Annotated in this window: 10 protein-coding genes; 6 read left to right on the top strand and 4 right to left on the bottom strand. The window is 43.5% G+C overall.

The annotated features are described in order from the left end of the window. Together IEW93_RS10455 and IEW93_RS10450 are read left to right on the top strand one after the other, a co-directional pair. Nucleotides 1-218: transposase (locus IEW93_RS10455; RefSeq protein WP_373284910.1), on the top strand; the 218-nt coding region annotated here is incomplete at its 5' end. A 430-nt stretch (nucleotides 219-648) separates the two neighbouring features. After that, nucleotides 649-2,238, top strand: coding sequence for a methyl-accepting chemotaxis protein (locus IEW93_RS10450; protein WP_188739272.1), 1,590 nt, complete (start codon nucleotides 649-651; stop codon nucleotides 2,236-2,238). 75 nt (nucleotides 2,239-2,313) lie between these two features. On the opposite strand, the gene IEW93_RS10445 is transcribed toward IEW93_RS10450, so the two are convergent. Beyond that, nucleotides 2,314-3,690: an L-serine ammonia-lyase gene (locus IEW93_RS10445; protein ID WP_188739271.1), complete on the bottom strand. Its 1,377-nt coding sequence runs from the start codon at nucleotides 3,688-3,690 to the stop codon at nucleotides 2,314-2,316. A 221-nt stretch (nucleotides 3,691-3,911) separates the two neighbouring features. On the opposite strand from IEW93_RS10445, the gene nagZ reads away from it, so the two are divergent. Continuing rightward, nucleotides 3,912-4,922 (top strand): beta-N-acetylhexosaminidase, encoded by a 1,011-nt coding sequence (gene nagZ / locus IEW93_RS10440; protein WP_188739270.1) that lies wholly within the window; start codon nucleotides 3,912-3,914, stop codon nucleotides 4,920-4,922. A gap of 168 nt (nucleotides 4,923-5,090) precedes the next feature. Here the strand turns inward: nagZ and IEW93_RS10435 are convergent, their stop codons facing one another. Genes IEW93_RS10435 through IEW93_RS10425 form a run of 3 tightly spaced genes read right to left on the bottom strand, consistent with a single transcriptional unit; the run spans nucleotide 5,091 to nucleotide 10,256 of the window. Next, entirely contained in the window at nucleotides 5,091-6,083 is a 993-nt protein-coding gene (locus IEW93_RS10435) for a peptidoglycan binding protein CsiV (RefSeq protein ID WP_188739269.1), read from the bottom strand. Continuing rightward, on the bottom strand, nucleotides 6,083-9,607 hold the full coding sequence (gene mfd / locus IEW93_RS10430) for a transcription-repair coupling factor (RefSeq protein ID WP_188739268.1): 3,525 nt from the start codon (nucleotides 9,605-9,607) through the stop codon (nucleotides 6,083-6,085). Before mfd ends, IEW93_RS10435 begins: the two co-directional genes overlap by 1 nt. A 52-nt stretch (nucleotides 9,608-9,659) precedes the next feature. Continuing rightward, on the bottom strand, nucleotides 9,660-10,256 hold the full coding sequence (locus IEW93_RS10425; RefSeq protein ID WP_188739267.1) for a hypothetical protein: 597 nt from the start codon (nucleotides 10,254-10,256) through the stop codon (nucleotides 9,660-9,662). A gap of 157 nt (nucleotides 10,257-10,413) precedes the next feature. On the opposite strand from IEW93_RS10425, the gene IEW93_RS10420 reads away from it, so the two are divergent. The 3 genes from IEW93_RS10420 to lolE are packed head-to-tail and all read left to right on the top strand — an operon-like array spanning nucleotide 10,414 to nucleotide 13,608. Next, entirely contained in the window at nucleotides 10,414-11,658 is a 1,245-nt protein-coding gene (locus tag IEW93_RS10420; protein ID WP_188739266.1) for a lipoprotein-releasing ABC transporter permease subunit, read from the top strand. Next, the gene (lolD, locus tag IEW93_RS10415; protein ID WP_188739280.1) at nucleotides 11,658-12,374 is read left to right on the top strand and encodes a lipoprotein-releasing ABC transporter ATP-binding protein LolD; all 717 of its coding nucleotides are present in this window, start codon (nucleotides 11,658-11,660) and stop codon (nucleotides 12,372-12,374) included. The genes IEW93_RS10420 and lolD overlap by 1 nt, the downstream gene beginning before the upstream one ends. Then, nucleotides 12,367-13,608: a lipoprotein-releasing ABC transporter permease subunit LolE gene (gene lolE, locus IEW93_RS10410; RefSeq protein WP_188739265.1), complete on the top strand. Its 1,242-nt coding sequence runs from the start codon at nucleotides 12,367-12,369 to the stop codon at nucleotides 13,606-13,608. The genes lolD and lolE overlap by 8 nt, the downstream gene beginning before the upstream one ends. Nucleotides 13,609-13,613 lie beyond the last annotated feature (5 nt).

Genomic DNA, 13,613 nt, shown 5'->3' with positions numbered 1-13,613 from the left:
ACTGGGTTTTGGATGCTTCAATGGGTGAAGACCATTGCCAGATTTATCAAAATCATGCAGCAGAGAATTGGTCATTATTACGCAAACTATCGTTAAATATGCTCCGCTCAGAATCATCTAAGGGAAGTATCCCGATGAAACAAAAACGAGCATGGATGAAACCTGAGTATTTAGAAAAAGTGTTAAGGGCAGGATTTACCAGTTTGCTTGAAATTTAATCACTCATGTGGTCGCCCTGGCAGATTACCTTGCTCTAAGATGCGGTGAATAAATTTATAACTACCTCAAAACAACTTGTTGTCGTGCAGTAATGTACCATCGATATTGTATATAATATTTCATCAGAGTTAGCCTCCTTAATCGTATTCACGAAAAATTCAAAGAGTATTTCAATCTAAAATAACACAAATTACTCAAATCCCATTTATATGTTGATCAGGCTAAAGTATGATGATGTTATAAATTTGTGAGGGATTATAAGTTTTAAGGATTTTTGACTGTCTTTTTCGATTCATTATTTTTGCAAATAAGATATAGCGCATATAAATGGATCGTGCTCAATGACAGTCAAGATACCGAGCGTTATTCTATAAAAAGAATCTTACTTATAATGGTGCCTCAACGATGTTTGATTTATCGATAAAAAAAATGCTCCAAATTACAATTACTCTGTCCTTATTGGCTTTAGTGATTTTGATTTCGGTCAGTAATATTCAACAATCCCATATTTATGAAGGCGTAAAGAACGAAGAAGCACAGGTTAATGCTATTTTCGCACTTAAAGACACGCGTTATTTTGTAGTGCAAATTCAACAGTTTTTAACCGATGTTGGCGCTACCAAAAGCGACGAAGCCAAAGCTGAAGCATTAGACAGCCTAAATAGTGCGCTAGAAAACCTTGATTTATTGATTGCTGTTGCGCCAGATGTCGGTCAAAGAGCGCAAGAGATTAAACGCAAAGTAAATGATTTGCATGCCTCTGGCGTTAACATGGCTGATGCTTATTTGACTCAAGGTACTGAGGCCGGTAATCACCTTATGAAAGGTGCGGGTGGTTTTGATGAAGTGTCATCTAACCTTGCTGATGATTTAGATTTACTGGCAGCTGAAATTGATGGCAAGTTTGATGCCGCAGTTGAAGAGACCTTGTTAGCAACAGAATCTGCCGCGAGCGTACAATTGTGGGGAAATATCGGCCTAGGTGTGTTTCTGACCATTATTTTATTGATGCTCTACCGCAAGATTGTTAATCCATTGAGAATATTAGATGATTCGATGCGTAATATCGCCTCGGGTGCGAAAGATTTAACGGTCAAACTTGATGATTTTGGTAATACTGAAATTGCTAAAGTCGCGCGTAGCTTTAACTTGTTTGTACGCCAAATACGCGAGTTAATTATTGATTTTAATGATAACAGCCAGCAATTAGGCGCTGCGAGTGTGCAATTAACCTCGTCAAGCAATGAAACCTTAGGCGGAATGCAGCGTCTACAAAGTGAAACAGAACAAGTGGCTACAGCAATGAATCAAATGCAAGCCACAGTGATTGAAGTGGCTAACAATGCTGAATTAGCAGCGCAAGCGGCTAAAGACTCAGATACTCAAGCGGTGCAGGGCGATAAAGTGGTCCAGCTTACCATTACCTCAATTGAGGAGTTAGCCAATGGTGTTGAGCACGCTGCAACGGCATTGCATCAGCTTGAAAAAGATACCGATAATATTGGCAGTATATTAGAGGTAATCCGCAGTATTTCTGACCAAACAAATTTATTAGCTCTAAACGCAGCAATAGAAGCTGCCCGCGCGGGTGAACATGGTCGCGGCTTTGCGGTTGTGGCGGATGAGGTTCGAACGTTATCCAAGCGTACTCAAGATTCGACTAATCAAATTCAACAAATGATTGGCCAATTACAAAATGGTGTTAAAGATGCTGTGACGGTTATGGACGCAAGTCGCCAGCAAGCATTTAAAAGCACAGAACAAGCTGCACAAGCGGGTGAGGCGCTCAGTAAAATCACTCAATCGGTTGCCACAATATCGAATATGGCAACTCAAATTGCAACCGCTGCAGAAGAACAAACCGCTGTGACCGATGAGATTAATCGTAATATTGTCAATATCAGTGACGAAGCTGGATTAACGGCATCGAACGCGCAGCAATCTTACAGTGCCAGCATACAAGTTGATGGATTGTCACAGCAATTACGGGGACAAATTGCTCAATTTAAAACGGATTAATTTGCATACCTAAAACAAAAATGCCTGTTATCACTAACAGGCATTTTTTATTGGATTAATATCGATGACTTGGTATTAACATTCAACGATATTAACGGCCAAACCACCTTTGGCGGTTTCCTTGTACTTGCTGCGCATGTCTTTGCCTGTGTCCATCATGGTTTTGATGACTTTGTCTAACGACACTTTGTGGTTACCGTCGCCGCGCAGTGCCATGCGTGAGGCATTAATGGCTTTTACCGCGCCCATTGCATTGCGTTCAATGCAAGGAACTTGTACAAGGCCGCCAACAGGATCGCAGGTTAACCCCAGATTATGCTCCATTCCAATTTCTGCAGCGTTTTCAACGTGCTCAACCGTGCCGCCCATAATTTCAGTTAAGGCACCTGCTGCCATTGAGCATGCAACACCAACTTCGCCCTGACAACCGACTTCGGCGCCAGAAATAGAGGCATTTTTCTTATATAAAATACCAATAGCAGCTGCGGTAAGCAGATAACGGCTACAAACATCAATATCGACTTCTTGGACAAACATATCGTAATAGCACAATACCGCAGGAATAATGCCCGCTGCGCCGTTTGTTGGTGCGGTAACAACTCGATCGCCAGCGGCATTTTGCTCGTTAACCGATAATGCAAATAAATCGACCCAATCCATTGCGGTTAATGGATCAGTGTTATTACGTCCTTCGGCTTTTAAGCGACGATAAAGTGCAGGGGCTCGACGACGTAATTTTAACCCACCAGGTAAAATGCCTTCTTTTTGATAACCCCGTTCAACGCAGTTTTTCATGGTTTGCCAAATTTTCCATAAACCTTGTTTGATTTCATCTTCACTGGCAATACTGAGTTCATTTGACATCATCAACGATGAAATGCTTAAGCCGTTATCGCAGCACAATTGTAGTAATTGTGATGCGCTGTTGAAATCATAGGGCGCTTGCTCTATTGGGGTTGCGGGTGAAGCATTACGTTGGGTGATTTCGTCTTCATCTAAAATAAAACCACCACCTACTGAATAATAGGTGCGCTGATAAATGCATTCGCCATTAGATAAGGCGTACAGTGTCATGGCGTTTGCATGTGCAGGCAAGGTTTTACGGCGGTGATAAGTAATGCCTTCTTCACGGGTAAATTTGACTAAACGCCCGTCTGCTAGGGTTAATTGTTGGGTTTTAGAAACAGTGTCTAAAATCTCATCAATACTGTCGGTGTCGACAGTTTCAGGATCTTCACCCATTAACCCCAAAATAACGGCTTTACCTGTGCCGTGGCCTTTGCCTGTTTGGCCTAAAGATCCAAATAATTCGGCTTGTAATTCATCGGTTTTATCCAATAAATTATTGTCTGCAACATGTTGAATAAAAATTTTGCCGGCCTTCATTGGGCCCACTGTGTGTGAGCTTGAAGGACCAATACCAATTTTGAACATGTCAAATACGCTAATCATTTTGTGTAACCCTTGCTGAGTCGTTTATTGTTTTCGTTATTAGTGAGTATAATCGTCCTGTATGATCTTGGCCGTTTATCTCTATTGTTGGCAGAGTATCCCACAGTTTGATGCAGCATAGTTCATTAGATTTTTTTATGCATAATTTTCACATTAGCTTGTCTTATCTTGCTCAATATTTAAAAGTTTTTATGGGCAACAAAGTGTATTAGGGGAACAGTTTGAGCTATTTAATGATGGATTTAGCCGGATTAACAGTATCTCAGCTAGAAGCTGAGCAACTACGCCACCCTAAAGTGGGTGGTATTATTTTATTTAGTCGCAATTTTGAAAATAAAAGTCAGTTAATTGAATTGGTTAAGCAGATCCGCAGCATTCGGCCTGAATTATTAGTTGCCGTTGACCACGAAGGTGGTCGAGTGCAGCGGTTTCGTGATGGCTTTAGTGCCATTCCGGCCATGGGCGATATTTTACCTGCGGCAAACATGGATTTAACATTAGCAAAACAATGGGCGAAAGAGTGTGGCTTTTTAATGGCAATAGAGCTTTTGGCTTGCGACATTGATTTAAGTTTTGCACCTGTTTTAGACGTAAATGGCATAAGTGAAGTGATTGGCACTCGCAGTTTTAGCCCTGAGCCTGAGGTTGTCAGTGCATTAGCTGAACAGTTTATTGTTGGGATGAATGACGCAGGTATGGCTGCTGTGGGTAAGCACTTTCCTGGTCATGGTAGTGTTGCTGCCGACTCACACATTGCGATGCCTGTGGATCCTCGGCCAAAAGAAGTGGTAGAGGCCTTTGATATGCTGCCTTTTAAGCAATTAATTGCTCAACATCAATTGCAAGGTGTGATGCCTGCTCATGTGGTTTATTCTGCTATTGATCCTAACCCTGCTGGTTTTTCACCGTATTGGCTGCAAACGGTATTGCGTAACCAGTTAGCATTTAATGGGGTTATTTTTTCTGACGATTTAGGCATGAAAGGCGCAAGTTTTGCTGGTGATTATCTTGGTCGGGCCAAAGCGGCACTTGATGCCGGGTGTGACATGATTTTAGTGTGTAATGATCCGGTAGGGGTAAGCACGTTATTGACTGATTTTGTTTGGCCAGCTGATGAGCCATTACATACGGCATTAGCACTTAAAGGTAAGCCTGAGCAGGTGCGCCGTGCCTTAGCACAGCAGGAGCGAATTCTCGCCGCTCAGCAGTTAGTTAACCTCTGCTCTAGATAATAAACGCCTTTCAAACAGCTCTTTAGCCTGCTAATAAATGACAAGCTTGAAAGTGGTGAAAGGTAAGGTGTCAATTTTAAATTGCATAAATCAACGCCAATCCCGAGCTTAGGTGATGTAAACAAAAAAACCGGATGATGGCATCCGGTTTTTTGTATTTACAGTGCATTAACCTGCGTATGGTTGAGGCTGATTTTGAGGTTCATGACCCGTTAAATCAATGGGTTTAACGCTAGTGGGTTGTGCCATTTTACGAATTTGCATCACAATCCCCATTTGCGGGTGATCAAAATAATGCAATTCGCCACTGCGTACGCGACGATTTTGAATTAATGGAATACTTTGCAGATAAGGGGCTAATTGTTTTGTGCCTTCAATTTCCAGCGCTGAGTATTCATTAAAGGCTGCTGGCGCTGTCTCAATCATTTTTTGGGTGGGTTTACGCAAAGCCAAATTATTTTCAACATACAAGTAATGGCTTAAGTAGATATTGATTGACCCATCAAGCTCCCATACAGGATTGATTTTAGGGGCATCATATAACCCACCTAACGAGCTATAATCACCCGTTGGCATGGTATTCGTTTCGGCTTGCTTTTTAACGCCTAAACCATGGTAATTAAAGGTATTTGAAAAATCTTTACCGCCAAAAATGCGTACTGGTTTGGCCGCACGACGTGATTGCATATTTTGCTGCCAGGTTAAATGGACCAGGCCTTTAACATAGGGCTCACGGCTTAAAGTGCGAATGATATCTTTAAATTGGCTTTGACTTTGTGCAAGCAAAACCGGACCTTGACCAAGATAGGCTGATTGTGGGTTAGCTGCACCTACATGCAGAGGCACTTCACTTGGGTGCGTTGCCATGTTGTTGCTGACTTTAGGGTCGTTACACTGAGTGGTGTCGCTGGCCCAATCGGTAGACGAGCAACCATTAAGCCCAACAGCAACACCTGTAATGTCGGTGCTGATCACAGGGGTAATAATGTCGACTGTGTTGTTGGCCAATTTTGGCGGCGAAGCGTCTAGCCATTTTTCAACCGAGGCGGTTTGGCGTTCAAATATAAATACTTCCACTTCAAACCATGATTCACCATGGGCTGAAATGCTGTGGGATAGCGCTGTGATAGCGGCGATAGATATCGCAATTTTACGAAGCACTATTTGTCTCCAGTTTGATGTTTAGCGAACTGTTCAAGCAAGGTGTTGACTAATTCAAGTCGTTCTTTGCTTGTTTCAGCAGGAATGTTGAACTTTAACTTATTTGGCCCGTCCATTCGATAGATTTGTGGTTGGTTTTGCAACAAACCAATAATAAACATAGGATCGACGCAGTTTTCTTGGCCAAATTCGACACTGCCACCTTTGGCATGCATTTCAATTTTAGTGATACCTAGTGCGGTTGCCTGATGTTTAAACAAGGTAATAGCCATTAAATTGCGGGTTGGGTCAGGTAACATGCCAAAGCGGTCGATAAATTCAACCTTGAGCTCGTCGAGCATGTTATCGTTTTCGCAGTTGGCTATGCGCTTATAAAGTGATAAACGCATATTCACATCACTGACATAGTCTTCTGGCAGTAGAGCTGGAATGCGTAAGTCAATTTCTGCTTTGGCACTCATCATGTAGGCGAGCGACGGCTCTTTGCCTTCTTTTAAGGCTTTTACCGCAGATTCGAGCATTTCCATGTATAAGCTAAAACCAATTTTTGAAATGTGGCCGCTTTGCTCATCACCGAGTAATTCGCCTGCGCCGCGAATTTCTAAATCTTGGGTGGCAAGCATAAAGCCGGCGCCAAGATCTTCTAATGCGTCGATGGCTTCTAGGCGTTTACGGGCGTCTGTTGTCATGCGTTTAGGGTGCGGAGTCATCATGTAGGCATAGGCCTGGTGGTGTGAACGCCCAACACGGCCACGTAATTGGTGTAGCTGGGCTAAACCAAACATGTCTGCACGATCGATAATAATGGTGTTGGCGCTTGGTACGTCAATGCCGGTTTCTATGATGGTGGTACACACCAATACATTGAAGCGCTGGTGGTAAAAGTCTGACATGACTTTTTCGAGATCGCGCTCGCGCATTTGTCCGTGAGCGGTGACGACACGGGCTTCAGGGAGTAAATCACGAATGTTTTGTGCTGTTTTTTCGATAGTGTCGACATTGTTGTGTAAGTAATACACCTGACCACCACGCAGAATTTCACGCAGTATGGCCTCACGAACCGTAGCTTGGTCGTATTCGCGAACAAAGGTTTTTACGGCTAAGCGTTTAGCGGGTGGTGTAGCGATAATCGATAAATCGCGCATGCCCGACATGGCCATGTTTAGGGTTCGCGGAATAGGCGTGGCGGTTAGCGTTAAAATGTCTACGTTAGCCCGTAATGCTTTAATTTTCTCTTTTTGACGTACACCAAAGCGGTGCTCTTCGTCGATAATCAGTAAGCCTAGGTTGTCAAAGTTTGCCTCGGCTGACAACAATTTATGGGTGCCGATTAAGATGTCGACTTTACCTGCTGATAATTGCTCAACAATACTGTTTTGCTCTTTAGTTGTTCTAAAGCGCGACATGACGTCGACGACGATTGGCCAGTCGGCAAAACGGTCTTTAAAGTTTTCAAAATGTTGTTGGGCAAGTAGGGTGGTTGGCACTAGCACTACCACTTGTTTGCCGGCATTTACGGCGACAAAAGCGGCGCGCATGGCAACTTCTGTTTTACCAAAACCCACATCACCACACACTAGGCGGTCCATGGCCAGTGGCGCTTGTAAGTCTGCTAATACTGCGTGAATAGCCGATTCTTGGTCGACGGTTTCTTCAAATGGGAAACCTTGACTAAACTGGGCGTACTCTTGCTCATCGATTGTCATTGCTTCACCGGGGCGAGCCTGACGCCTTGCATATACATCCAGTAATTCTGCTGCGACATCGCGAATACGCTCGATGGCTTTTTTCTTGGCTTTGGCCCAGGTTTCGTTGCCTAATTTATTGAGGTGAGCTTCACCTTCGCCACTGGCGTTAAAACGGCTGATTAGGTGTAGTGACGACACGGGGACATAGAGTTTATCGCCGCCTGAATATTCAAGTTTTAAGTATTCGGCAACCAGTCCACCTGTATCAAGGGTTTCTAAACCTTGATACAAGGCAACGCCATGCTCTAAATGCACTATGGGCTGGCCAACTTTGAGTTCAGCTAAGTTTTTAACTAATACATCCGAGCTGACTTGTTTTTGCTTTTCGCGTCGGCGTTGTTGTGAGATCCGTTGGCCGAACAACTCGGTTTCGCAAATAACACTGACAGGCCCTTTGGGAACATCCGTTAACACGCACCCACGACTCAGCGGCGAAACGATTAAGCCTATGCTGTCTTTGGCGTCAAGGTACTCATTTAAATGAGCAAACAGTTTAGGCTTAATGCCAATTTTGGCAAACAGCTCAAGCAATGCTTCGCGACGACCTTCTGACTCGGCACTGAACAGTAACTGTGCATGGCCTGCACTGTATTCTTGTAATGCATGCAATGGCTGTTTGAGTTTGTGATTGGCATTGATGTCTGGCAGTTTTTCAACATTGGCGACCAGAGCATGTGCTGGCAAATCGATAGCGGCTAATGGCTGCCCTGCGTTATCTGTGTCATTTGTATGAGGCTGCTGAATAATTTGCGTACGAGTTAAGGGTTTAAATGCGGCAAATAATTCATCTTGCAGCAGGTAAAGCTCTTTGGGCGTTAAGAGTGGCCTGAGTGGGTCGATGCGTCGATCTTCATAGCGTACGCTAACTTCATGTAAATGCTGTTGACTGGCTTTTTCGATATCACCGAGTGTGATGAGTTGGCTGTTTTGTGGCAAATAGTCAAATAAGGTTGCCGTGTCATCAAAAAACAAAGGTAAGTAATTTTCAATACCTGCGGGCATTAAATTACGGCTCACTAATTGATAAACGGATTCAGCTTCTTTAGAAATAACCTCAAAACGGCGGCGATAGCGTTGTCTAAAGCCTTCGATGGCATTGCTGTCTGTTGGAAATTCTTTTGCGGGTAGCATGCGAATGGCGTCGCGTGCCATGCCTGAACGTTGAGTGTCTACATCAAAAAAACGGATTGATTCGACTTCATCATCAAATAGTTCAATGCGCAGCGGTTGGCGTGAACCTGTGGGAAAAATGTCGATGATAGAACCGCGAATAGCAAACTCGCCGTGTTCGTATACTTGTTCAACGAGATGATAGCCTGTGTCGGTTAGGTGTTGCCGCGCTTGTTGTAAGCTGTAGGTGTCGCCTTTATTGAGTACCATCACATTGGCGGTCATAAACGATTTGGGCGGCAGGCGAACCATTAGGGTGTTTACCGGCACAATCACCACATTATGCTGGCTTTGGCCAATGTTGGCTAAGGTTTCTAAACGTTGTGATATTAAGTCTTGATGCGGTGAAAAGTTGTCGTAAGGTAAGGTTTCTCTGTCTGGAAACAAGCACACATTAATATTGCTGTTTTGCAACAAATAGCTTAATTCGACTTCCAGTGACAGGGCACTCGGCGTGTCATGGGTGACTATGATGCTGGTGCCCGAATGTTGTTGAATTAATTTGGCTAAGGTGATGGCTTGAGAAACCCCACCTAATGTTGCCAAAGTTTGCATTTGTTGGCCTTTTTTTACACTCGGCGGCGTGAGTACACTATATTGTTTCATTAAAATCTTTTTCAGTTCCGTTTGCAGTCAATTTGTATTGAAACGCATGAGGTTAACGTCGTTGCTTATCAATATGTTGTTTACGCTTTTTAAGCATTTTTTGTTGTACGGCTAAGCTGGCTTTGACGAGCTGTTCGATATCGTCTTCAAGAATTTGGCTAAATTCAAGTTCACATTGCCACTGTGGCGCACTGTCATCATCCTGGGGAATTTGATGGCACTGCATGACTTGGCAAATGCATAATAAGGCGACGACTTCTGCGTGCAAATAAATATGGGTTTTGTAGTATTGCCCTGGGGTGAGTTCAAATGAGCTGGTGATGTTGATACCACTGCCACCAAATTGGTTGCCTTTAACGTGTTTGCCTTCTTGTACTTCTTTTTCGAGTACATGTTGTAGTACTAAGTCGACTTTGCGTGATTGCAGTTTTAAAAAATCAACTACCGCTTTGGCGTCATTATCTAAATTACGTAATTGCAGTAAGCAGCTGGCTTCGAGACTTTTGACCTCAGTTAACAATTTTAAGCCAACAGATTGCATGTCTTTGAGCTCATCTTCGCTCGGCAAACCTTTACTTGCATCCCATAATGATAAGTAAGCATTAAAGCTATGAGGCACACTAAAATAAGAATTGCTGTCAGGTATCAAGGTTTGCCTCTTTATTTATCACTCTAATAACCCTATTATCGTGCCCAACTTAATGATTTAGCAAGTCATACGCATAGGCTTGTTGGTTTCATGCCCACAATTTGCTTGTTTGTCAGACTAATACGCTGTGATTAGCGCATAGGATTAGTATTTTTTTATGAATTTCGGATTTTCGTTTTTTATCGGTTATCGTTACTGGCGTGCTCGAAAGGCTAATGCTTTTGCGTCTTTTATTACCTTTTTTGCGGTTTCAGGTATTTTTTTAGGCGTTGCAGCATTAATTGTGGTGAGCTCGGTGATGAATGGCTTAGAAGGCCAATTAAAAAACCGCATTTTAGGTGCTGTGCCTCAGCTTACATTAATTAACGAGACTGGTTTTAATGATTGGCAATCACTTAGCGAACGGGTATTGGCCGATGGTCACTTAAAGCAAAATGTTCGTGGTGTGGTGCCAAGTACCACGACACAGGCGATGATCCAGTCAAGTAAAAATATCAGTGCGGTACAAGTCTATGGGGTTTACCCTGAGCTTGAGCAGGCGCTATCAAGTATTGCCTCTCATACATACTCTAATGCGTTTGAGCAGTTAACTGCAGGTGACTATTTTATTGTGCTTGGGAGTGAACTGGCGCGTAAACTTGATGTGAACACCGGTGATAGAATACGTTTACTCAGTGGTGACGGGGTTGTGTATTCCCCTATGGGACCTGTGCCTAGTCAGCGTAAATTTACCGTTGCAGGTGTGTTTGAAATGGGTTCACAGGTTGATGCGAGTGTGGCGTATGTCCATTACCAAGATGCCCGAAAACTGATGCGTAAAAACAGCCAAAGCATCGATGAACTAAGAGTGTATTTGAACGATCCTTTTACGGCGCCACAGATTGCGCCATTGATGGTGGCCTATTTTGCTCAACAAGGCGTTGAGATTAAAACCAGTGATTGGCGTCAAGACTATGGTCATTTGTTTTCTGCCGTGAACATGGAAAAAAACATGATGTCTTTAATGCTGAGCTTAATTGTGGCTGTCGCCGCTTTTAACATGGTTTCAGCCTTAGTGATGATGGTAATTGATAAAACCACCGATGTCGCAGTATTAAAAACCCAAGGTGTGTCGACGTCGTCGGTTATGACCATTTTTATTGTGCAAGGGCTGCTAAATGCGTTACTAGGATTAATATTAGGAACCATTGTGGGTATTGGGCTAACCCTTAATTTAAACACGATATTGTCTGGGCTGGGTATTTCTATTTTAGGCGCAGGGCAATCCTTGCCTGTTGCCTTATCTATGACCCAATTGAGTGTAATTATTGTTGGCTCGTTATTAATTACCTTACTTGCCACTCTTTACCCTGCGCTTTCTGCTGCTAGGGTTCAACCCGCTACTGCTTTGAGATACGAATGATGAGTCAAACACAAACCCCGTTATTACAAGTTAATCATGTCAGTAAACAATATCATGACGGTGAAGTGACCACACAAGTGTTGTCTGGTGTTGATATTACGGTTTATAAAGGTGAGCAATTAGCCATTGTGGGAAGTTCTGGCTCAGGTAAAAGTACCTTACTACACATTATGGGCACCTTAGATACACCCAGTTCTGGCACTGTGTTACTTGATGGTGAGGATTTGTATCAACTCTCTGCCGCTCGCCAGGCCCAGGTGCGCAATCAAGATTTAGGGTTTATTTATCAATTCCATCATTTATTGCCAGAATTTACCGCGCTAGAAAATGTCGCCATGCCGGCATTTATTCAAGGCAAAGATAAAAAGCAAACTTTAGCCGATGCACATAAGCTACTTGAACGCGTAGGGTTAGGGCACCGAGTTAATCATATTCCTGCTCAATTGTCTGGCGGTGAGCGTCAACGTGTGGCGATAGCAAGAGCCTTAATCAATAAGCCTAAATTGGTGCTTGCCGACGAGCCAACGGGGAACTTAGATGCCAGCAGCGCTGCTAATGTTTATGCGATGATCCGCGAACTGGCACATCAGTTCGACACGGCATTTGTTGTGGTAACCCATGACCACAGTTTAGCCGCAAAAATGGATCGTCAATTGACCATGAAAGATGGTTTGTTACAAACGGTTAAACAGGCCACAGGACAAATCAATGAGTAAGTGGTTGCCGTTAACAATAGGCTGGCGATTTTTTAGAGCTAAGCAGTCAAACAGTTTTATTGGGTTTATTTCATTTGCATCTACTGCAGGTATTGCCTTGGGTGTCAGTGTATTGATTGTATTGTTGTCGACCATGAATGGCTTTGAAAGGGAGTTGCAGCAGCGTTTGTTGGGTGTCGCCTCTCATGGTGAGCTGGTGGGCGTGAATGAGCCTATTGCAGATTGGCATGTTATTGCTAATAGTGCGCAAAATTTGCCACAAATTACTGGTGTCGCTCCTTTTATTCGTTTGCAGGGCTTGGTGCAAAAACCAGGCGGTTTTCAGGGCATAGTGGTGAGCGGGATTGATATTAATTACGAAGCTGATGTGTCGAGCATTCAACAGTATATGCCTGCAAAGGCCTGGCAGTCTTTGCAAGGCAAACAAAACAATGTGGTATTAGGGCGAAGCTTGTTGAATAAGCTTGAGCTTAAAGTGGGCGATACGCTAGCCATGTACACACCTGATGCCAATAACAGTCAACTGACGTCGGCTAAAAGTCATCGTTTTGTGGTGTCTGGTGTTTATGATGTTGGTGGCGAAATTGAGTCAACACAGGCTTATGTTCCTATTGAATACCTAGCTGATATTTTAGGCTTGGGCACAGGTGTCAGTGGCGTGCGTATCGAAGTCGCCGATGTGCTAAATGCCGCGGCCGTAGTGCGTGATTTAGGGTTTGCTCAAGAGCAATATTTGTACATTAATGATTGGACTCGCTCGCAAGGGCATGTATATCAAGACATTCAGTTAGTGCGGTTGGTGATGTACCTGGTATTAGCGCTGGTGATCGGCGTTGCTTGCTTTAATATTGTGTCCACATTAGTGATGGCGGTACGTGATAAAGCGTCAGAAATCGCCATTTTGATGACCATGGGATTAGGCCGTGCTGCTGTAATGACCATTTTTATTTTACAAGGGGCATTAAACGGGATCATGGGGTGCACTATTGGCGGTGTGTTGGGGGTTGTTTTGGCTTATAACCTCAGTGCTATTGCTAAGGGGATTGAGCAACTTTTTGGTTTTCAGTTGTTGGCGTCTGATATTTATTTTATTGACTTTTTACCCTCTGAATTACATAGCCAAGATGTGATAGTGGTGCTGATCATGGGATTAGTGATGAGCTTACTCGCCACGATTTATCCCGCGTGGAAAGCGACTAAAATTGCCCCAGCTACGGCGTTAGCGGGCCGATAAGGAAT

Origin of the sequence: Shewanella inventionis (genome assembly GCF_014641855.1) — a bacterium.
In the GTDB taxonomy this organism is placed as follows: Bacteria; Pseudomonadota; Gammaproteobacteria; order Enterobacterales; family Shewanellaceae; genus Shewanella; species Shewanella inventionis.
The sequence above is the reverse complement of the archived record's forward strand: the minus strand, read 5'-3'. Positions and strand labels throughout refer to the sequence as shown.